At 58.5% G+C, this 21,308-nt stretch carries 19 protein-coding genes and 1 tRNA gene; 9 read left to right on the top strand and 11 right to left on the bottom strand.

Annotated elements, in window-relative coordinates; translation table 11 throughout:
* The first annotated feature begins 59 nt into the window (after positions 1-59).
* The gene (locus tag EQV90_RS20755) at positions 60-1,355 is read left to right on the top strand and encodes an MFS transporter (RefSeq protein ID WP_240878616.1); all 1,296 of its coding nucleotides are present in this window, start codon (positions 60-62) and stop codon (positions 1,353-1,355) included.
* A gap of 20 nt (positions 1,356-1,375) precedes the next feature.
* Positions 1,376-2,350 carry an NAD(P)-dependent oxidoreductase gene (locus tag EQV90_RS20760; RefSeq protein WP_037001812.1) on the top strand — a complete coding sequence of 325 codons (975 nt, stop codon included), beginning with the start codon at positions 1,376-1,378 and terminating at the stop codon, positions 2,348-2,350.
* Here EQV90_RS20760 and EQV90_RS20765 read toward each other — a convergent pair whose 3' ends face one another.
* The 4 genes from EQV90_RS20765 to EQV90_RS20780 all read right to left on the bottom strand — a co-directional run bounded on the left by EQV90_RS20765 (position 2,351) and on the right by EQV90_RS20780 (position 6,147).
* Entirely contained in the window at positions 2,351-3,430 is a 1,080-nt protein-coding gene (locus EQV90_RS20765; protein ID WP_240878617.1) for a polyamine ABC transporter substrate-binding protein, read from the bottom strand.
* A 70-nt stretch (positions 3,431-3,500) separates the two neighbouring features.
* Positions 3,501-3,842: a cupin domain-containing protein gene (locus EQV90_RS20770; protein WP_240878618.1), complete on the bottom strand. Its 342-nt coding sequence runs from the start codon at positions 3,840-3,842 to the stop codon at positions 3,501-3,503.
* 30 nt (positions 3,843-3,872) lie between these two features.
* Positions 3,873-5,279 (bottom strand): FAD-dependent oxidoreductase, encoded by a 1,407-nt coding sequence (locus EQV90_RS20775; RefSeq protein WP_202210782.1) that lies wholly within the window; start codon positions 5,277-5,279, stop codon positions 3,873-3,875.
* A 49-nt stretch (positions 5,280-5,328) separates the two neighbouring features.
* Positions 5,329-6,147, bottom strand: coding sequence for a helix-turn-helix domain-containing protein (locus EQV90_RS20780; protein WP_003445855.1), 819 nt, complete (start codon positions 6,145-6,147; stop codon positions 5,329-5,331).
* Positions 6,148-6,405: 258 nt separating this feature from the next.
* On the opposite strand from EQV90_RS20780, the gene EQV90_RS20785 reads away from it, so the two are divergent.
* The gene (locus EQV90_RS20785) at positions 6,406-6,684 is read left to right on the top strand and encodes a DUF1652 domain-containing protein (RefSeq protein WP_003445856.1); all 279 of its coding nucleotides are present in this window, start codon (positions 6,406-6,408) and stop codon (positions 6,682-6,684) included.
* Between the two features lie 733 nt (positions 6,685-7,417).
* Here EQV90_RS20785 and EQV90_RS20790 read toward each other — a convergent pair.
* Positions 7,418-9,895: a UvrD-helicase domain-containing protein gene (locus EQV90_RS20790; RefSeq protein ID WP_240878619.1), complete on the bottom strand. Its 2,478-nt coding sequence runs from the start codon at positions 9,893-9,895 to the stop codon at positions 7,418-7,420.
* Positions 9,896-10,153: 258 nt separating this feature from the next.
* On the opposite strand from EQV90_RS20790, the gene EQV90_RS20795 reads away from it, so the two are divergent.
* Positions 10,154-10,849, top strand: coding sequence for a pirin family protein (locus tag EQV90_RS20795; protein WP_240878620.1), 696 nt, complete (start codon positions 10,154-10,156; stop codon positions 10,847-10,849).
* Positions 10,850-10,939: 90 nt separating this feature from the next.
* Here the strand turns inward: EQV90_RS20795 and EQV90_RS20800 are convergent, their stop codons facing one another.
* Both EQV90_RS20800 and punC read right to left on the bottom strand, forming a co-directional pair.
* Positions 10,940-11,476 carry a hypothetical protein gene (locus EQV90_RS20800; protein WP_003445860.1) on the bottom strand — a complete coding sequence of 179 codons (537 nt, stop codon included), beginning with the start codon at positions 11,474-11,476 and terminating at the stop codon, positions 10,940-10,942.
* Positions 11,477-11,533: 57 nt separating this feature from the next.
* Positions 11,534-12,715, bottom strand: coding sequence for a purine nucleoside transporter PunC (gene punC / locus EQV90_RS20805; RefSeq protein WP_010657170.1), 1,182 nt, complete (start codon positions 12,713-12,715; stop codon positions 11,534-11,536).
* Between the two features lie 117 nt (positions 12,716-12,832).
* On the opposite strand from punC, the gene punR reads away from it, so the two are divergent.
* Positions 12,833-13,756, top strand: coding sequence for a DNA-binding transcriptional activator PunR (punR, locus tag EQV90_RS20810; RefSeq protein WP_003445862.1), 924 nt, complete (start codon positions 12,833-12,835; stop codon positions 13,754-13,756).
* 211 nt (positions 13,757-13,967) lie between these two features.
* On the opposite strand, the gene EQV90_RS20815 is transcribed toward punR, so the two are convergent.
* From EQV90_RS20815 to EQV90_RS20825, 3 genes are all read right to left on the bottom strand, one after another.
* Positions 13,968-14,504 (bottom strand): DUF4174 domain-containing protein, encoded by a 537-nt coding sequence (locus EQV90_RS20815; RefSeq protein WP_240878621.1) that lies wholly within the window; start codon positions 14,502-14,504, stop codon positions 13,968-13,970.
* Positions 14,505-14,735: 231 nt separating this feature from the next.
* Positions 14,736-15,323, bottom strand: a complete 588-nt coding sequence (locus tag EQV90_RS20820) for a DedA family protein (RefSeq protein ID WP_003445864.1) — start codon at positions 15,321-15,323, stop codon at positions 14,736-14,738.
* Positions 15,324-15,392: 69 nt separating this feature from the next.
* Positions 15,393-16,439 carry a DMT family transporter gene (locus EQV90_RS20825; protein ID WP_161719383.1) on the bottom strand — a complete coding sequence of 349 codons (1,047 nt, stop codon included), beginning with the start codon at positions 16,437-16,439 and terminating at the stop codon, positions 15,393-15,395.
* A gap of 343 nt (positions 16,440-16,782) precedes the next feature.
* Here EQV90_RS20825 and EQV90_RS20830 point away from each other — a divergent pair.
* From EQV90_RS20830 to EQV90_RS20845, 4 genes are all read left to right on the top strand, one after another.
* Positions 16,783-16,869 (top strand) — tRNA-Leu (locus EQV90_RS20830).
* 296 nt (positions 16,870-17,165) lie between these two features.
* Positions 17,166-17,666 (top strand): sigma-70 family RNA polymerase sigma factor, encoded by a 501-nt coding sequence (locus EQV90_RS20835; protein WP_003445866.1) that lies wholly within the window; start codon positions 17,166-17,168, stop codon positions 17,664-17,666.
* The gene (locus tag EQV90_RS20840) at positions 17,666-18,607 is read left to right on the top strand and encodes a FecR domain-containing protein (protein WP_240878622.1); all 942 of its coding nucleotides are present in this window, start codon (positions 17,666-17,668) and stop codon (positions 18,605-18,607) included. Before EQV90_RS20835 ends, EQV90_RS20840 begins: the two co-directional genes overlap by 1 nt.
* Before the next feature lie 114 nt (positions 18,608-18,721).
* Positions 18,722-21,124, top strand: a complete 2,403-nt coding sequence (locus EQV90_RS20845; protein WP_240878623.1) for a TonB-dependent receptor — start codon at positions 18,722-18,724, stop codon at positions 21,122-21,124.
* 76 nt (positions 21,125-21,200) lie between these two features.
* Here the strand turns inward: EQV90_RS20845 and EQV90_RS20850 are convergent.
* The coding region (locus tag EQV90_RS20850; RefSeq protein WP_138762977.1) for an IS3 family transposase at positions 21,201-21,308 on the bottom strand (108 nt) is incomplete at its 5' end.

The raw sequence follows: 21,308 nt of genomic DNA on the forward strand, positions 1-21,308 counted from the left end.
GTGATTTTGCTGCACCCGTTACCTGCTGCGACAAAAAAAACAAGCTCAGGAGCACCACCATGCACTCGTTAAAACTCGCCGCCCGTCGTTGGTGGTACATCATGCCGATCGTATTTATCACCTACAGCCTGGCCTACCTGGACCGGGCTAACTACGGGTTTGCTGCGGCCTCCGGCATGGCCGAAGACCTCAACATCACTCCCGGGCTGTCGTCGTTGCTCGGCGCTTTGTTCTTCCTCGGGTATTTCTTCTTCCAGGTCCCGGGGGCGATTTATGCGCAGAAAAACAGCGTCAAGAAACTGATATTCGTCAGCCTGATCCTCTGGGGCAGCCTGGCGACCCTGACCGGCGTCGTGTCCAACGCCTACAACCTGATTGCCATTCGCTTCATGCTCGGAGTGGTTGAAGCCGCAGTCATGCCGGCAATGCTGGTGTACCTGTGCCACTGGTTCACCCGTGCCGAACGCTCGCGCGCCAACACCTTCCTGATTCTCGGCAACCCGGTCACCATGCTCTGGATGTCGGTGGTCTCGGGCTACCTGGTGCAGCATTACAGCTGGCGCTGGATGTTTATCGTCGAGGGCCTGCCTGCTGTGCTCTGGGCGTTTATCTGGTGGCGCCTGGCCGATGACCGTCCAAGCGAAGCCAAATGGCTCAGCACTCAAGAGAAACACGACCTGCAAAGCGCGCTGGATGCCGAACAGGTCGGAATGAAACCGGTAAAAAACTACGCTGCGGCCTTCCGCTCGCCAAAAGTGATCCTGCTGTCCTTGCAGTTCTTCTGCTGGAGCATCGGGGTGTACGGTTTTGTCCTGTGGCTGCCGTCGATTCTCAAACACGGCGCGCAGATGGACATGATCGAGGCCGGCTGGCTCTCGGCCCTGCCCTATCTGGCTGCAGTGATCGCGATGCTCGTGGTGTCGTGGGGCTCGGACAAACTGCAAAAACGCAAACGCTTCGTCTGGCCGCCGCTGCTGATCGCCTCCATCGCCTTCTACGGCTCCTACGTGCTGGGTGCGGAACACTTCTGGTGGTCCTACAGCCTGCTGGTGATTGCCGGTGCCTGCATGTATGCACCCTACGGTCCGTTTTTCGCCATCATCCCGGAAATACTGCCGTCCAACGTGGCCGGGGGCGCCATGGCGCTGATTAACAGCATGGGGGCCCTGGGTTCGTTTGCCGGCTCCTATCTGGTCGGATACCTGAACAGCGAGACCGGTTCACCGGGAGCTTCCTTCCTGTTGATGAGCGGCGCGCTGATGATTTCCGTGCTGCTGACCCTGATGCTCAAACCCACGGTCAATGACACCCCTGCGCCCAAGCAATTGGCTACGCAGGGTCTGGCCCACTCTTGATTTCAACGTCGGTGAATACCTTGAAAAAGAATGTCGTGCTGTACAAAGAACTGTCCGCGCCCCTGATGCAACGCCTGGAAGATCAGGTCAATGTCACCCTGATCAAGCGCCTTGATGCCCAGGGCTTGGAGCAACTGCGGGCGGCCCTGCCCCAGGCCCAGGGATTGCTGGGGGCCAGCCTCAGGCTGGATGCGCAGCTGCTGGATCTGGCACCGGCACTGGAGGCCGTGGCCAGCGTTTCGGTGGGGGTTGATAACTACGACATCGACTATCTGACCGAGCGCAAAGTCCTGCTCACCAACACCCCCGACGTGCTCACCGAAACCACGGCCGACACCGGTTTCGCGCTGATTCTGGCCAGCGCCCGGCGCGTGGTGGAGCTGGCCAACCTGGTGCGCAATGGCCAGTGGCAAAAAAACGTCGGCCCCGAGCAGTTCGGCACCGACGTGCATGGCAAAACCCTGGGCATCATTGGCATGGGCCGCATCGGCGAAGCCCTGGCCCAGCGCGGCCACTTTGGCTTCGGCATGCCGGTGATCTACCACAGCAATTCGCCAAAACCTGCAGTAGAGGCACGGTTCAACGCGCAGTACCGCAGCCTCGATGAACTGTTGCAGCAAGCCGACTTTATCTGCCTGACCCTGCCCCTGACCGCGCAAACCGAAGGTTTGATCGGCGCAGAGCAATTTGCCCTGATGCGCCCCGAGAGCATCTTTATCAATATCTCCCGGGGCAAGGTGGTGGACGAAGCGGCACTGATTCAGGCCTTGCAAGAGGGCCAGATTCGCGCAGCCGGGCTGGATGTGTTCGAGCGCGAACCGCTGGAGCTGACCTCGCCGCTACGGCAGCTGGATAACGTGGTGGCCACCCCGCACATAGGTTCGGCCACCCACGAAACCCGCGAAGCCATGGCCCGCTGTGCGGTCGATAATCTGCTGGCGGCACTGGCCGGTGAACGCCCGGCCAACCTGGTTAACCCACAAGCACTGGGCTGATCATTCACCGGCCTTGATTTTGGTCCATAGCCGCGTGCGGATGCGGTCGATATTCAACGGCATGGCCTGGAGGGCAAACAGCTTGTCCATCATCGCCGCCGTTGGATAGACCTTGGTGTCAGCCTTGATCTCGGGGCTGACCAGGGCATCGGCCTGTTCGTTGCCATTGGCGTAATGCACATAGTTGGTGATACCGGCCATCACGTCCGGGCGCAGCAAGTAGTTCATGAAGCTGTAAGCGGCCTTCTCGTCCGGCGCGTCGACGGGCATGGCCACCATATCAAACCAGATCGCCGCACCTTCCTTAGGTATCGAATAACCTATATCCACCCCGTTACTGGCCTCTTTGGCCCGGGTTTCGGCCTGCAGAATGTCTCCCGAAAAGCCTACCGCCACACAAATATTGCCGTTGGCCAGGTCGCTGGTGTACTTGGACGAGTGAAAGTAGCTGATATAGGGCCGCACTTTCATCAGCAGCGCTTCGGCTTTTTTGTAGTCCTGCGGGTTCTTGCTGTGATGGGGCAAGCCCAGGTAATTCAGCGCCGCGGGCAGCACTTCCGGACCGTTGTCCAGTATCGCGACCCCGCATTTACTGAGCTTTTCCATGTTTTCAGGCTTGAAAATCAGGTCCCAGGAATCCACCGGGGCATTCTCGCCCAGCACCGCTTTGACCTTGGCCACGTTGTAGCCGATACCGGTACTGCCCCACAGGTACGGAAAACCATGCTGGTTCCCCGGATCGTTGACCTCCAGCGCCTTGAGCAGCACCGGGTTGAGGTTTTTCCAGTTGGGCAACTGGCTTCTGTCGAGCTTCTTCAGGGCCCCGCCCTGAATCTGCCGGGCCATAAAGTGGTTGGATGGAAACACCACGTCATACCCGGAATTGCCGGTCATCAACCTGCCGTCCAGGGTCTCGTTGCTGTCAAACAGGTCGTAGGTAAACGCAACTCCGGAATCACGGGAAAAGTTCTTCATCGTGTCGGGTGCGATGTAGTCGGACCAGTTATAGACCTTCACGGTCTCGGTGCCCTGACACAAAGTCCCGGCCAACATCAGGGGCAACAGGGTCATACGGATCATGATTCGATTCCTTGCATGTTCTGGCAGCTTTTTTATAGGCAGGTATCGGCAGTTTTAAGTGAGCAAAGGCTTACAGGATCAGGACATAGGTCTTGCGCACGGTCTCCTGAATGTCCCAGATGCCGGTGCTGTTGGCAGGCAACATCAGTGCATCCCCTGCTTCTATGGTCAGGGTTTCTCCGTCATCCGGAGTGAAGGTGCAGCGCCCTTGAATGAAGTGACAAAACTCTTGCGCCACAATCTGTCGGCGCCAGCGACCCGGCGTGCATTCCCAGATGCCGGTTTCGACCCCGTCGTTACGCTCGACACAGGTGACCGAGGTGATAGCCACCGGCGTACCCAGCGGCACGGCCACCGGGAAGGACTCTTGTAGCGGTAGCAGGGCCGTGTTTTTGAATTGAGTGATGCTCATGAAATGCTTCCTGATCAAGACGACGTTTAATTACTGCATGAAACCTTCCATAAACCCGGCCACGCGGCTGGCCAGGCGCCGACGCAAGGGCGAGCTGTGGGGGTTGGCCAGGGTTTGGTCTTCGTAGACGAAGCTGCGGATAATTGCGTTGTAACCCAGCCAGCGGCAGGGCTCCGGCTCCCAGGCCTTGAGCGCAGCGAGTCCGCCTTCGGTCAACACCCAGGGCTGTGTCACCTCGAGGGTGTCGCGTTGCAAAATCAGGTCGGCCAGGGTGCGGCCGCCCAGATGACTGGCGCCTACCCCTTCGCCGCCATACCCGCCGGCCAGGGCGATGCCTTGCTGGCGATCACAGAGCATGTGTGGCTGAAACCGCCGCGACATGCCCAGATTGCCGCCCCAGGCATGGCTGATACGCACGTCTTTAAGCTGCGGGAACAGTTCGCCAAACAAATAACGGCGCAGTTCAATTTCGCTTTCGCTGAGGTCGAAATTGCCTCGCAGGCGCCCGCCAAACTGATAACCGCCCCGCGCACCGAACACCAGGCGGTTATCCACCGTGCGCTGGCCGTAAGTGACCTGACGGCTGCTCTCGCTGAAGGCCTGGCCCCGGGACAGACCGATCTCGTCCCACACGGCCTGGGACAAAGGCTCTGTGGCCACCAGCAGGCTCTGTACCGGCAGTTGATAGCGGCCCAGGGTTGGCAGGGTATTGGCGTAGCCTTCCACGGCCGGCACCACCCAACGGCTGCGCACCCGGGCTTTGGCTGTGACCACCTGGCCCGACTGCCATTGCGTGACCGGGCTTTGCTCGAATATCTGCACCCCCATGCGCTCAACGGCGCGGGCCAGGCCGCGTACCAGTCTGGCCGGGTGAATGGTTGCAACATGGGGAGTGAAGATGCCGCCATAGGGCCTGGCGACGCGGATCTGTTGCGCCAGTTCGCCCGGGCTCAGCCAGCGGTAGTCGGATTCGTTCAAGCCCTGGGCGTAGAGGCTGGCCAGATAACTGCGCAGACTGGCTTCTTGCTCGGGGTAACGGGCCGCGCAATACAAAGCGCCCCCTTTGCGGTAATCGCAGTCGATGCCTTCACGATCGATGACGTTTTTCACTTCATCAGGTATGCCGTGCAGCAAATCGAAGGAGGCCCGACGCTGCTCGGCAGACAAGCCCGCCAGCAACCGGTCCTCGCCCAGCAAATTGCCCATCAGCCAGCCGCCGTTGCGACCGGAGGCGCCAAAGCCCGCCGTTTGCGCTTCAACAATGGCAATGTTCAGTTGCGGCGCATGGCGCTTGAGGTAGTACGCGGTCCAGAGCCCGGTGTAACCGGCGCCGATGATGGCCACATCGACATCCAGGTCGTGTTCGAGCGCCGGTCGGGGAGCAAGCTCATCCCCGAGCTGGTCCATCCATAAACTGATTGAGCGCCATGCTGGCATCACCGACTCCACACTGCTTCAAAGAATGGGTCGACCCTACCTCCTGGCGTCAGGAAAAGTCTTGCGCGCGTGCCCGCAAAGAAATTTGTCTGGCGTAAGCCTTGGGTGACTGGCCGGTGTGCTGGCGAAAACAGCTGTAGAACGCCGAGATCGAATTGAACCCGGCCGAGAACGCCACCTCATCGACTTTGACCGGCGACACCGCAGCATCCATTGCCGCCAGTACATGCCGCAGCCGTGCCTGATTCACATAGCGGTAAAAGCTTTGTCCCAATACCTGGTTGAGCAAATACGACATCTGGTTACGTGTATAGCCGCAGGCACTGGCCACTTGCTGCAGATCGAGCTCAGGGTCGAGATAGGGTTGTTGGCGCTCGAAGTAGCTTTGCAGGTCCCGGGCCATGAAACTCAATTGCCGCGCCGAGAGCCCAAGACGGCTGACGGCCGGTCTCAATGAGGGTTTGAGCGCCGGATTGATCGCGGTTTCATGGACCAGGGATGCGTACTCATTGACCCGCCAGATCAGCCCGTCGCGCACCGTAATCGCCTCACTGGCGCGGAATGACACCAGCCCCTGGCTGCCACGCAGGGTCATGCGATATTGAATGAACGCCGTATTGCCATCCAGACGGATACGATCGCTATGCTCCAGCGCTTCATCCGGCTCCCTTGGCATGGACAGACGCACGTACTCGCGCAGTTCGTCGAGGGCCATGACCCGATTCTGAAAAAAATCGTGATAGCACACGTCCGGGTGATAAAGCGCCATCACCCCGTCCAGGTCACGGTGCTTCCAGCACAAGTGGTAACGCATCACGGTCTGACCGGTAGCGCGGGTCTGTTCGGGGCCGTCATCGGGGTCTGACATGGAACGCTCGTAGGCAAAAAGAGCAGAGAGTGCCGAGTTTGTGCGTTGGCAGCAATGGCCAGGTGCAGGGGTAAACGGCTTAAAAAACGCTTCAGGGCTTGATGTGCATCAAAACCGGATTAAACAGTCTATCGGTATGTAACAAAAGGCTTAGCGCCACAGAATATGGATGATAGGTTTAAACACGAAACACTCGCTAAAACATCTGCCGGAGATTGTTCTCTGGCTGTTTAAATTCAGAGCAAAAGGAAGTGCTCCATGAACAAAACACGCGACATGCACAAGGTTACCTTCCCCAATGCCTGCCAGCTGATGCGCTGGCATTTTCATCCAATGGGCTTCGAGGCGACCATGGATGCGCCGGGGAGCCTGGTTGCCCGCCTGTTTGATCGTGCCAGTGGCGAAACCCTGATCGCCATCGCCGGCATCCCCTGCGCAACCACCATGACCCCGGGTCAGGTGAGCAATATCATCCAGGCGGTGGAAGACGAACTCGAAAGCTTCGTCCCGCCGATGACCTGGCAGGCGCAGGCCTGACCGCGCCGCCTGCATCGCTGGCAAGCCAGCTCCCACAGTAAATCTCACCGGCACATGACTTTGTGGGGGTGGACTTGCCAGCTCCTACAGTAAATCTGAGTGGCACCTGCCACCTGTAGGAGTGGGCTTGCCCGCGATGGCATCGACCCGGTCTACCCACCTGACCTTGCCGCCTGAATCGCTGGCAAGCCAGCTCCCACAATAAATCTCACCGGCACATGACTCTGTGGGAGTGGGCAAGCCTGCTCCTACAGTAAATCAGAGTGGCACTTGCCACCTGTGGGAGTGGGCTTGCCCGCGATGGCATCGACCCGGTCTACCCACCTGACCTTGCCGCCTGAATCGCTGGCAAGCCAGCTCCCACAAGAAATCTGACCGGTGCATGACTCTTTGGGAGTGGGCTTGCCTGCTCCTACAGTAAATCTGAGCGGCGCATGACTTTTTGGGGCTGGACTTGCCAGCTCCTGCAGTAAATCTGAGCGGCGCATGACTCTATGGGAGTGGGCTTGCCTGCTCCTACAGTAAATCTGAGCGGCGCATGACTTTTTGGGGCTGGACTTGCCAGCTCCTGAAGTAAATCTGAGTGGCGCCTGCCACCTGTGGGAGCGGGCTTGCCCGCGATGGCATTGATCCGGTCTACCCGCCTGACCTTGCCGCCTGAATCGCTGGCAAGCCAGCTCCCACAATAAATCTCACCGGCCCATGAATCTGCAAGCCAGTTCCTGCAAAAGGTCTATCCGGCGGGCTCAGATACCTTGCGCAGATCCTCAAAGAATACCTTGCCCCGAGGGATGCGGTCTGAGGCCCTGGGGATGTTCGGACCCTGGGCATCCGGGTTTTCCAGATACCAGTAACAATGCGTCACCGCCCGGGTAATGCCCACATAGGCCAGGCGCAGGATTTCATCCTTCTGCGCCGTGTCGTAAGGGTCCGGGTCGCCATCCTTGCCCAGGCCCGCCATGCGATAGACCTGGTTTTTATACGGCGAAGACGTCAGGTGCTGACAGTCACCCAACAGGAACACCGCGTCAGCCTGCAAGCCCTTGGAGCTGTGATAGGTCAGTTGCTTGAGCCGACGGTCTTCAGGCGCCAACCTAGAATCCACATTAACTACCGACTGAATATCCTTCTCAATCAATAACTTATCGCTGCTCTTTCGATACAACATTAAGACGCTATCCCCAGCGTTGTAATGTTCAATCAACCGCGCTGCCAAAGCCTGGTCATCGCGGCTCAATACATTCACCGGTACTGGCACCTTGGGCTCGCCACTGGCTTTGGCCCGTTTGCCGGCAATCGAAGGTGCTGCACGCACGATATGCTCGGCAGCATCGATGATGTGCTGATGGCTACGAAAGTTGTCGCTGAGCATCACCCGGGTGGTGGCGGGCGACGGGAATTCCTTGTTGAACTCCATGAAGTACTTGGGCGAACTGCCGCGCCAGCCATAGATCGACTGCCAGTCATCACCCACACAGAGTAACGATGAACGCTGGGCACCACGCCCGACATGCATCGCCGGGCCTCGACTGCGGATTTCCCGCAGGCTGGCCCTTAACCAGGAAACGATTTGCGGCGAAACGTCCTGGAACTCATCGATCATCAAATGCGACAGCGGGCGCAGTTGCTCATGGCTCAGCAATTTGAAGTTTTGCGGGGTGTTCTCGCCGAACAGCGAAAACATTCGGTTATAGGTCATCACCGGCGGCGACTGTGCCAGCAAGTGATCTTCCAGCGCGCGCCAGTACAGGCTCAGGGCCTCGAAGAAAAACCGGTCCGGATCATCGGCGGCAAATGCCATGTCCCCCACGGCCGCGGCAACGTCCAGCCCCAGGTTCTCTATAAAGCTGGCAGCCGCGACAAAACAGTCCAGCAACGGCGCCGAACTCAGTTCGCCCTTGAGCTTGTAATCAAAACCCGGACCCGCACTGGCATCACCCGCCAGCGAGGTAATAACACGCTTTGCAGCATCATAGCTTTCCAGCCAAATCAAAGGCTTACTGCAAAAAGCTCGAAACAGAGTGCGCTTTACTGCCCATTCGGCGCGCACGCTCAACTTGGCCCCCGGCCTGCAGATTTGCGGGTTTTCCCGCGGATCAAACCCGAGCACCACCCACGCATCCAGTTGTGGCACATACCCGTGGCAATGGAACTGCGCACCATTGATTTGCACAGTTTCCCGGCTCGGTTCAATGCCCTGGATCGGCCAGGCGCCCGCGGCAAACCACAGGTCTTCGAGGGTGTCGCACAGCTCTTCGTCGCGCTTGGCGGCCAGCTCGGTCACTGCCATGCGTTTTTGCACATCCGGGTGATCGCGTTCCAGCTCCTTTAGTTGCAGGGCATGCCGGCAGAGGGGTGCCAGGGTCTCGCGAAAACGCTGATCCCGGGTGTAAAGCCCGTGATAGCAGGCATTCAGTTGCTGGCGCTGGGCATCATTGATCCGCAGGTCAAACGGGTTGCTGTCGCTGTCATCGTCATTGAGCAAAGTGCGCCTGCTCAGGGTCTCGAATGCCTGCAACTGGCTGTAGCCGGGCAAGCTGCGGACCATGGGCAAGATCCGCGAATGGAAAGTGCGCACCACATCCCGCGCTTCCTTGAGGCTCAGTGTGCGGCCCCACAAGGCAAAAATGGATTGCAGTTTGCTGATGAAGTCCTTGCGCGACTCGCGGGTGAAGGTCACCACCGTCATCGAACCGAGTTCAAAACCCAGGTAATGGCTGAGCAGCAGAATACGCAGCACCAGCGATGTCGACTTGCCAGCGCCGGCCCCGGCAACCACCGAGGTCGAAGGTGTATCGCTGAGAATCATCTTCCACTGGGCGGCACTGGGCTGTGCCTGTTCTGGCAGGATCGCCGCAACATCGGACTTGATCCGCTTTTTCAGCTCGGCGGTCAGCGGCAGGCGCCAGTCATCGAACAGGTTGTCGTCGATGCCCGGCGCACGCAGCACCTGCGGGCGGGTATCACTGATGAACAATACTTGCCGGCCTTGTTCCAGCCCCTCGGCATGCCCTTCTTCAAAGCCGTAATCCACCCCGGCGCTGTGCCCGCTGCGAAACCCGTCGGCCTGACCCTGCAACCAGGAGGCGGCATGTTGCGCACGCAAATGGTTCAGGCCGCTGCCAAAGAGTCTGGCGGCCAGGCGCTTGAGCAAGGGTAATCGGGTTAGAGGGGCGAGTTCTTCAGGCAAATCGGGAATGTGTTGCGGCACGCTGACTCCAGGGTGTGAGGCTGTCCGGGCGGAAGGGCTATGGTCGCTGCATTGCGCCAAGATATCTAGGAGCATCAGCTCTTTAGAGCATTTTATGAAAGTAGGCACGGATGTGTTGACGGAAAAATACATCTAACAAATAGATAGTTTTAAAGCATATTTTCAGCTTTTTATCGATATGTTCTTGATGGAAAATCACTCCATCAGCAACCGGGTAACCGTCCACAGCGCACGGGCCACCTGAACAGGAGAAGCATCATGCTTGAACTCAGACCCTTCAACACCCTGGGCGGCGCAAACCACGGCTGGCTGGACGCTCACCATCACTTTTCGTTCGCCGAATACTACGATCCGACCCGGATGAACTGGGGCAACCTGCGGGTGTGGAACGACGATGTGATTGCCCCCGGTACAGGTTTCCCGAAACACCCCCACCGCGACATGGAGATCATCACCTATGTCCGCGAAGGCGCCATCAGCCATGAAGACAACCTGGGCAACAAAGGCCGGACTGAAGCCGGCGATGTGCAAGTCATGAGCGCAGGCACCGGGATTGCCCACAGCGAATACAACATGGAGTCGACGCCGAGCAAAATCTTCCAGATCTGGATCATTCCCAATCAGCAAGGTGACGCACCGGCCTGGGGCGCCAGACCCTTCCCCAAAGGCCGGCGCGAAGGCTTTGTAACCCTGGCCAGTGGCAAGGACGGCGATGACCAAAGCTTGCGCATCCGCGCCGATGCACGCCTGGTGGCGGCCAACCTGAAGGCCGGGGAAACAGCGGAGTATGCACTGGACAGCGGCCGCCGGGCGTATCTGGTGCCTGCCACCGGGGTGATTAAAGTCAACGGCTTGCGCGCCGGCGCCCGGGATGGAGTGGCCGTGGTTGATGAGACCCGGTTGCGAGTCACGGCCATAGAAGACAGCGAAATCGTGCTGGTGGATATCGCCTGATTGATGACTTGAAAAAAGGCCGGCACCTTCAGGGGTGTCCGGCCTTTTTTATAGCCTGCACGCTTGCGCCGGACGTTCCGGCGACAGGCTTCAGCTCAGGGGATTGTCGATCTGGATGTAGAGAGAAAATGCACCCAGCACCAGCCAGAAACAGGCGAACAACCAAGGCGAGCGCACGGAAAACATCAAGGATTTTTTATACCCCTTGTGGGTGGACTCCATCTCGCAAAACAACGGTGATTCATCGTAGGCCATGCCCATGACCGGCTGACTGCTGAGCAGTTCGCTCTGTTTGAAGTGCCAGTGATCGATGATGTCGTAGGCCGCCCGGATCCCCGGCCACGCATTAAGTGAGATCAGTATCCCGAGCACCGCCAGCATGGGCGGTACTGTGAGGGTGAAAAACTTGCCCCACTCCGGGTTGAGGTTAGCCATGCAGGATGCAAAGGCGATCACCAGAAATGACTGGGCCGCCAGATACGCATCGGTGCGGTGGGACAGGATGCTGGTCTCGTACTGGATTTCACGCCGGTAGAAATCCAGCCGGTCCTTGGGCGAGCCGAACATTTTGGCATCGTGCTCGCTCTGAATCTGTAACTCACTGTGCGACGTAATTATTTTGCTCATCCGCAGCGCCCGGGCAATGTCTCGAACACTGTTGGATAGACCCGTCCATTACAAAGTTCAGCCTGTGACACAGCTCGCTGCAGGTGATTTGCGGCGCTGGATCAGATACCCCAACACAGCCAGGGGAGCCGTGGCCAACATCACCTCAACGGTGATCTGCAGGGGCTCGGTGATAAAACCCGACACCAGCAGGCTACCGAGAAAACACAGACCCAGTTGCAGGGTGTTTTGCAAAGCGGCGGCCTTGCCCGAATTTTCCGAAAACGGCATCAGAGCATGGGCCACGACGATGGGGTAGCTCGCGCCGTTGACCAATGCCATCAAACAAAACGGGATCAGCAACGTGGTCAAGGTCGGCTCGGTCATTGTGGCAACGCAGTACAGGCCCACCATGCTGATGCAATACGCCAGCAACAGCCACGGCAATAGCGTGTGGCCCTTGATCCGCTGCAAGGCACTGCGGCAGCTGTAACCGCCGATCATGAAGGCCAGGGTCGGAAACGCGTAGCTCAAGCCGATATCACTGGGGCTGTAGCCCATATCGCCAAGGATGAAAGGAGAAGCCGTCAACCAGGCAAAGAAACTGGCCGAGCAGGCGGCAAAGATCATCACGTTGCCGCTGAAACCGGGCGAGCGCAGCAGCTGCCAATAGCTCACTTTAGAGGTGACGATTGTTGCCGGGGCGCGCGCTTTTTCTTTGAGCAACAGGGTCGGCACTATCAACAGCACCGCCAAACCGAGCAACACACTGAAAATCGCCTGCCAGCCCAAATGGCTCAGCACCACAGCGCCCAACAGCGGTGCCAGCGCAGGCGACAAGGCCATCAACGGCATGATGCTGGCAAATACCCGATTGGCTTTATCGGCCGGGAAGCGATCGATTACCAATGCTTGCCAGGTCACAGCCGCCGCGCAGATGCCGATCGCCTGGATAAACCGCAGGCTCAGGAGCAACACACTGTTATCGACCCACAACATCCCCAGGCACCCCAGGGCAAACATCGACAGCCCCGCCAGCAGCACCGGCTTGCGACCCAGACGGTCAGACAGCGGTCCCCAGAGCAATTGGCCAAAGGCAAAACCGGCCAGAAAGATGCTGAGACTGGCGCCAACCGCGCCTGAAGACAGCCCCAGCTCGCTGCGCAACGTGCCGAAGGCCGGCAAGTACATATCCATGGCCAGGTAGCCCAGCATGCTGAGCCCCGCGAGGTAACAGGTAAAACCAAAAGAGTTTTTCATGGGCTTCCAAAACTTGCCATCAAACAATTTGTTGACTGGCGTGCATTATCCAGCTGCACATTTGCTTGTGAAGCGATAATAATTGCCTAATGACATCAATAATTTTGAAGGCAAGCCATGTGGTCTGAATACTCGCTGGACGTAATCGATGCCGTCGCCCGCCACGGCAGCTTCAGCGGTGCCGCCCAGGAGCTGCACCGTGTGCCTTCGGCCATCAGTTACACAGTGCGCCAACTGGAGCAGTGGCTGGCCGTACCCCTGTTTGTGCGTCGCCATCGCGATGTCGAACTGACCCCGGCCGGACAGGTGTTTGTCAAAGAAGCCCGTGATGTGATGAAGAAAATGCTCGGCACCCGGCGCCTGTGCCAACAGGTCGCCAATGGCTGGAGCGGCCAGTTGCGGGTGAGCGTGGACTCGATCATCAAACACCCGCGCTGCCGGCAAATGGTGATCGACTTCTATCGGCACTTTCCCGATGTGGAGCTGATTGTTCAGTACGAGGTATACAACGGAGTGTGGGATGCGCTGGTGGATGGGCGTACCGACCTGGTCATCGGCGCCACCAGGGCAGTGCCGGTGGCAGGCAGTTTTGCCTTTCGCGACATGGGCTTTCTGCACTGGCTGTGCGTGGTCAGCCCGCAGCATCCACTGGCCCGGGTTGACGGCTTGCTCGGCGATGAGCAACTGCGCCCCTACCCTTCACTGTGCATGGACGATACCTCGCGCAACCTGCCCAAACGTGACACCTGGACCCTGGATAACCAGCGCCGGATGATGGTGCCCGACTGGACTACGGGGCTGGCCTGCCTTAGCGATGGACTGTGCGTGGGCATGGTGCCTGCCCACCTGGCCCAGCCCCTGATCGAGCAAGGCCGATTGCAGGCACTGCATTTGCAACGCCCTTTCCCGGCCAGCCCGTCATGCTTAGCCTGGGTACAGAACAATCATTCTCCGGCGATGAACTGGTTGCTGGAATATTTGGGGGACACGCCCACCCTGAGCCAGGAATGGCTTAATGATGCGGGCGCTGAGGAGTCATGAACGAACAGGCCGGGGGCTGAGCCCGGGCCATCATCAGGGCCGTGCAGGCCGGATCTGAAATCGTCATAAATTGAGAATTAATTGCGTTTTGCCTACATGCTTTTCACGCCACTTTCACATCGACTGGCCTAGATTGGATCCACTCCTTTTGTGAATCCCATTTGGCCCGCTCCCCTCAGCGGGCCTTTTTTTGGCCCTGATTTAACAGGCCTCAATCATCCAGCTGTGCAGGAGCCTTGACCGGTTTTGCAGCCTTGCTCGGCTTGCCGGCCGGCGCTGTTTTATCCGGCGTCACCACCTCGGCCTGGGCCTGAATCTGGTTTTCGGCAGCAGGCAAGGCGTCTACGGTTTTGAACAACTCAGCGAGGTTTGCATCACCCTCGGTTTCGAGCTTCTTTTCGCCATCCTTGCCAATCAGAATCACTTTGGCCTTGTCGATAATCATCCCCGGCTTGAGTCCGCGAATCAGCGACATCGTGCTCTGGGGTTCAAGGTCTTTGCCATCACGTTTGCCGGTAATGCCGACAATCGTATAGAGCACCATGTTGCGCTCTTCGAAGCCCTTCTGATTGGCCGGATCGGCCAGCGCTTGCTTGAGTGTGGTCAGGGTTGGATCGACTTCTGTACGAGCGACGATGATCAATGGGCGAAATTTGCCGCGATCCTGTTCAAGGGGGCTTGGAACTTCAACAGCCTGCGCCATGCCAGTCACCAGCAGGCCGGTAAGGATCAATAAACGGATAAACATCCAGAACTCCTTTTATTAGCGGACCGGGTTCGTGGGTGTGCTGCCAATACCTTGAAACCCGTGGCGTTGAGCTTGTCATTCAAAGCGTAGGCCACGGGCTTGATCACGCAACCGGGTACCCGGACTTTGCCTTTCAAGCCTGTTTTTTGCAACAGCATCCGGATCTGTCGCCCATGGCGAAATGCTCACCACAAGCCATGCCCGGCAACCAGAAACCTGGCGCCCCAAGGCTCAAAGCGATTTGGCCGGCGACCGGTTTTTCGCCCTGAAGTGACGCACCAAGGCTACCACCACCATCAATACGATAACGCCCAGGGCAATCGGCAAACGATAGGGTTTGAGATCCCCCAGCAAGCCCTCGAGAAACTCTCCGGCCCAGTACCCGCCGCTGGCGAACAGCGTCGCCCATACCGCCGCGCCCACCAGGTTGATGCAGGTAAACTTGACCGGTGAAACCTGGCTTGCACCAATGACCATCGGCCCCACCAGACGCATGCCATACAGAAAGCGCACGGAGAAAATCGACGCCGTAGGGTACTTGTTGATCAACTGCGTCACCCGCTCGATGGCGGCTTGATGCTTGTGCAGTTTGGGCAACAGCCGGGCACCGAAGTAGCGACCGGTCCAGAACAGCAACTGGTCACCCAGCATCCCGGCCAGACTCGCATACATAATGACCGGCAACAGCTTGAGCACATGTTGATGGGCTGCCATGCCCCCCAGAATCAGGATGGTTTCACCTTCCAGCAAACAGCCGATAAAGATGGCCAGGTAACCATAGGTCGCCAGCAAGTAGTTGAAATCGATGTGTTCAAACATGTGCACTCTGTAGCTCCATTGGAAGAGAGTATTGCTGCATCCAGTCGGCGCAATCTAACACGCAGCCAGTCAGTGCCGGTGCCTGTGGTGAATATCCGGAAAGTGCGGATGGCTATGCCGAACGGGAGAATGCACATGCCCATGGCTGTGGGCGGCACCCGGCGGTACATCCTCGGCATGCTCATGCTGATGGTGCTCATCGTGGGTATGGCGATGGGTGTGCTGCAGCGGCTGGTGTTGATGCATATGCTCGTGCCGCTCGGTGAGGTGCAGCCAGACCCCGAACAGCATAAACGCGGCGGCCAGCCAGAACAGCAGCGAGACTGATTCCCCCAGCAGCACAATTGCAATCGCAGCGCCCAGAAAAGGCGCGGTCGAGAAGTACGCCCCCGTGCGCGCCGCACCCAGTCCGCGCAAGGCCAGCACAAACAGCACCAGGCTCACGCCGTAGCCCAGAAAGCCGATCAATAAAGTGGGCGTCAGCGCCACCAGAGGCGGGATTTTGGCCCCCAGGGTCAATCCGATCGCGCAGTTGACCAGCCCTGCAAACAAACCTTTTACCCCGGCAATAAAGAGCGCATCGCAAGCCGATACCTTGCGCGTCAGATTGTTGTCCACCGCCCAGCACAAACAGGCAAACGCCACGGCCAAGGGCCCAAGCCAGGATTGCGCGACACCCGTTGCCTGGCCGGACGGCCACGACAAAACAATGCCCCCGGCAATAATTGCCAGCATCCCCACGACAATCCTGCGGTCTGCATTTTCCTTGAACACCACCCACGCCAGCACGGCGGTCAGCACGGGTTCCAGATTGAGCATCAATGACGCCGTGGCGGCACTGGTCAGAGTCAGCCCCACCATCAGTGCGACCGGGCCAAGAATCCCGCCGAACACAACCGCCCCGACCAACCACGGCCACTCGCTGACACTCAGCCCGGACCTTTTCCAGCCCCGATCACGAAGCAAACGCAGCAACACCAGGCCTGTGCCGCTGCCCAGATACAACAGCCCGGCCAACAGCACTGGCGGGATTTCTGTGCCCAGCAACTTGGCCAGCGGGGTACTGGCCCCGAACAGCGCCGCCGCCGCCAAGGCATAAATCACACTTGTATTCATCACATCCACTTCTGCTTCAGTCGTGCAAGCAGCCTAGACCAGCGCGCAGGCAAAGCGACCTGAATCAGCAGCAGCCAGCGGCAGCACTTGGCATTACCCCTTGGTACCCACGGCTTTCTGGCAATGGACGAGCCATATCCCCCCTCAAACCCCCACTGGTTACCTAGCCCTATGATTTTTCGACGGTTTTATTAAGCCAAGGAGCAAAAAAAACTCACTCAATCAGCACTAACCAACTTGCCTCATCGGTGCAGGCTCTATATATTCGTCCACCTGTCACGCAGGCTCTTGAGTACTTTGATCTCGAAGCACCTTCCTTCCTGACCCGCTTTATAGCGCTACCGCCCGAATGGCGAAATTGGTAGACGCATGGGACTTAAAATCCCCCGTTCGAAAGGACGTGCCGGTTCGATTCCGGCTTCGGGCACCAAACAAATCAAGGGCTTGCATGAGATTCTTCGTGCAGGCCCTTTGTTTTTTGTTCCGCAATTCTGAAAGCTGTTCCGCAATTCTCGATTTTTGCCTCTCCCCTTGGCGTCCTGCCGAATGAACACAAACCCGAAATAACTCATGTCCACTACAACGGATTTGCAATCCGAGCTGGAAGTCTTTTAAAGCCGTGGTCTGGAGCCTGCTTGGCGTTCCATTAGCACCGACATTGCGCAAATCTGGAGCAACAAGGATAATGCTAATCATTATCAATTGTTGCTATTGGTTTGTCCTCTCATGCCTGCTCCCGATTATTATGCCCTGCATCTAATGTACAGCGAACATAACGGCTGGCTCAAAAGCTGGTTGCGCGCCCGCATGGGCAACGCCGCCGATGCAGCAGACCTGGCCCAGGATACCTTTGTGCGTCTGCTGACTTCCCGCGACGTCGAACAGATTCGCGAACCGCGCACCTACCTGAGCGCTATCGCCCGGGCACTGATGATCGACAAATTCCGTCGCCGCGCCTTGGAGCAGGCTTACCTCGAAGTCCTGGCCCTGCGCTCGGAACCGCTGGATATCTCACCTGAAACACGCCTGATGATTCTCGAAACCCTGGTAGCCATCGACACCATGCTTGATGGCCTGGGCGAGCGTACGCGGCAGATATTCCTCGCCGTGCAATTGGAAGGCCTGAGTTATGTGGCCACTGGCGAACGCCTGGGCGTTTCGGTGACCACCGTCAAGAAACACGTGATCCGCGCAATGACCCATTGCCTGCTGCTTACGGAGGACTGATGGCTGCGCCCCTGGATCTGCTCACCCTCGAAGCCGCAGCCACCTGGTATGTGCGCCTTAACAGCATGCCGCCCACAGAGGCTGATCAACAGGCCTGGCGCCACTGGCTGGCCGCCAACCCACAGCACGCGCGAGCGTGGGCACGCGTAGAAAAACTGCAAAGCCAATGGGCTCGGTTGCCCGCAGACGTGTCACTGCCGACGCTGGCCGGGGTAAAGGCCCGCCGCCGCGCTGTGCTCAAGACCCTTGGACTGTTGCTCGCCGTGGGCGGCAGTGGCTGGTTGGCCACCGAGCATCTGCCCTACCAGGCGATGCTTGCCGATCAACGCACCGCCACCGGCCAGCGTCGGCACATGCGTCTGGACGACGGTAGCCAACTGGACCTCAATACCGACAGCGCCGTAGACATTGCCTTCAGCGCCGACTTGCGTCTGATCCGCCTGCACCGCGGCGAAATCCTGGTAGACACAGCCAGCGATAGTCGCCCGTTTATCGTCGAAGCCCCCCAAGGCTCGGTGCGTGCCCTGGGCACGCGTTTTGTCGTGCGTTGCGGGCCGACGTTCACCGATGTGCGCGTGCTGGATAAGGCGGTAGAGCTACGCCCTCTGAATCATCCTTCACGGGTTCAGCGCCTGAATGCCGGCCAGCAGGCCCACTTCGACCGCGACCAGATCAGCGCCGTGACCCCCTCCCCGGCAGGTGTCGGTGCCTGGAGCCAAGGCATGTTGACTGTCATCGAGTGGCGCTTGGGGGATTTTATCGCCGAGCTCAGCCGTTACCGTCGCGGTGTGCTGCGCTGTGCCCCGTCCGTTGCCAGCCTGCGGTTGAGTGGTGCATTCCGTATCGACGACACCGATACCATTCTGGAAAACCTCAGCCAATCCCTGCCGGTCAGCGTACGTTTCGTGACGCGTTACTGGGCCAGTGTCGAAGCGGCCTGAAGTTTTTTGCGAATTATTCCCATCCCGGGTTGCCGATTCCTATTTTCGTTCGGCCATGTACAGAAAGCAGCGTTTACGACTGCTTGCCTGCCCTGCCAACGGAAGGAAACCTGTATGTCACGATTCACCCTCAACGCCGCCCGGCCGCTTGCGCATGCCGTTCACCTGGCTGTGGCGCTTGGTGTATTTTCGGCCTTGAGCCTGGCGCCAACCCATGCGCTGGCGCAAAACCAGACCCACACTTACCAAATCAATGCGGGCTCGCTCGGCGCGGCGTTGAGCCTGTTCGCGACAGCGGCCAATGTCACGCTGTCGTTCAACGCCGAGCAGACCCAAGGCATGACCTCACCGGGATTGAGCGGCACTTATAGCACCGACGAAGGCCTGGCACGCTTGCTCGCGGGCAGTGGCTTGCAGGCTCAACGCCAGGCTAATGGTGCTTATGTGCTGGTGCCCGTGCCCAAGAGTGATGAGCTGCAATTGGGCGCTACAACCATCTCCGGCCAGGCCTTGGGCTCAGTCAGCGAAAACACCGGTTCCTACACTACCAGCTCCATGAGTACCGCGACCAAACTGGCGGCCTCCATGCGCGAGACGCCGCAATCGGTCACGGTAATCACTCGCCAACGCATGGATGACCAGAACATGCAGTCTCTGGAGGACATTTCGACATACACCCCAGGCCTGACCATGCGCAAAACCGGTGGTGAGCGCCCTGAGTTCTATTCCCGCGGTTCTGCCATCGACAACATTATGATCGACGGACTGCCAGTCGCGTATGACAGCGACACCCTTGGCACCTCGACCCTGGCGATGTTCGACCGGGTTGAAGTTGTGCGCGGTGCGTCGGGCCTGATGCTCGGTGCCGGCAACCCGTCCGGCACCCTTAACCTGATCCGTAAACGGCCCACTGTCGAGCCGCAAGTTTCTGTCACCCTGGGTGCCGGTTCATGGGACAACTATCGCACCGAAATCGATGCCAGCAGTGCCCTCAATTCCAGCGGTTCGATCAGGGGCCGCGTAGTCGGTGCCTTCCAGGACAAAGACAGCTTTACCGATGGCTACAGCAGCAAGCGCCAGTTGTTGTACGGCATCACCGAGTTTGACCTGAGTGAAGCCACTACCCTGACCCTCGGAGCGTATTACAACCGTGAGGATAACCCGGGGGCCGACTGGTCAGGCATTCCGACCCGTGCCGATGGCACGTTCCTGCCAATATCCCGTTCGACGCGCATGAGCCCGAACTGGACCTACTGGAACAAGAAAAACACCAGCGCATTTGCCGAAATTGAGCACCGCTTCGACAACGACTGGAAACTGCGCCTCAATACCACGTGGCTGCGAGGCGACCTGGACATGCTGGGCACCAGTTTCTATCGACTGGATCCCAGTGCAGATCAGTTGAACCTGAACGTGGGCCGCTACACCTACCAGCACACGCAAAAAAGCGTCGACGGCTACGTTTCCGGCCCCTTCACCCTGCTTGGTGCGACCCACGAACTGGTGCTCGGTGGCAGTTATCGAAATGATAAAACCGACGATGGCCCCGGCGGTGGTTTCCTCAACGACCCGAATATCGTGCTCGATCCATCAAACTTCGACTATCACGGCGTAGAGAAACCGGCTATCAACTACAACTGGTCACGCAAGGGCAAGGTCGATCAATACAGCACTTACGCCACCGTACGCTTCCATCTGCGCGACGACCTAAAACTGATCCTCGGTTCACGCCTGGACTGGTACGAATACGAACAGAACACTATTTCCGGCGATTACACATTCGGCGCCGACTACAAGGCGACGCGGGAATACACCCCCTACGCCGGCTTGATCTACGACATCAACGATACCTACTCGGTGTACACCAGCTGGACCAGAATCTTCCAGCCGCAAGCGAACGTGGACTTCCAGGGCAGCCTGCTGCCGCCGGTCACCGGCACCAACCGCGAAATCGGGATCAAGGGCGAGTACTTTGACGGTGCGTTGAACGCCAGCCTGGCCTACTTCCAACTGAACCAGGAGAACCTCGCCCAAGGGCTTGATGCCTGTGCCGAGGGTGTTGCTTCCTGCTCCGTGGCCTCCGGCGAAGTGGAAACCAAAGGCGTTGACCTTGAACTGCAAGGCATGCTTGCCCTTGGCTGGCAGGCCTCGGCGGGCTACACCTATGCCGGCGCCAAGAACGTCAAGGGCGGCAGCGGTCGCTTCGACAGCGACACGCCATACAACCTGCTTAAGCTGTCCACCACCTATCAATTGCCGGGCGATCTCGAAAAATGGTCGATCGGCGGTTCATTCCGCAGCCAGAGCAGCACATACACAACCTACGGCGTATCTCAGGGCGGCTACAGCATCGTCGACCTGATGACCGGCTACAACGTGAACAAAAAACTCAAGGTGCAAGCCAACCTGAACAACGTGTTCGACAAGCATTACTACCAGAGCATCAGTAACCCGGCGGGCGCAAACATCTTCGGCGACCCGCGTAACGTGGCCGTGACCATGAAGTGGAGCATGTAAGCTACGCACTTCTGAGAATGACAACATCCTGCTTGGGCAGGTGTTGTCATCCGGACGCTGAATCGCCCCGGGTTTCCTAGACACTCTCCAGGCTCGCTGCGTAACGCTTTTCAAACTCTACCGGTGACAGCTGATTGTTGAAACTGTGGCGTCGTTTTGGGTTGTAAAACATCTCGATGTAATC

This window comes from Pseudomonas sp. TMW22089, from assembly GCF_022496645.1.
Lineage (GTDB): Bacteria > Pseudomonadota > Gammaproteobacteria > Pseudomonadales > Pseudomonadaceae > Aquipseudomonas > Aquipseudomonas paraversuta.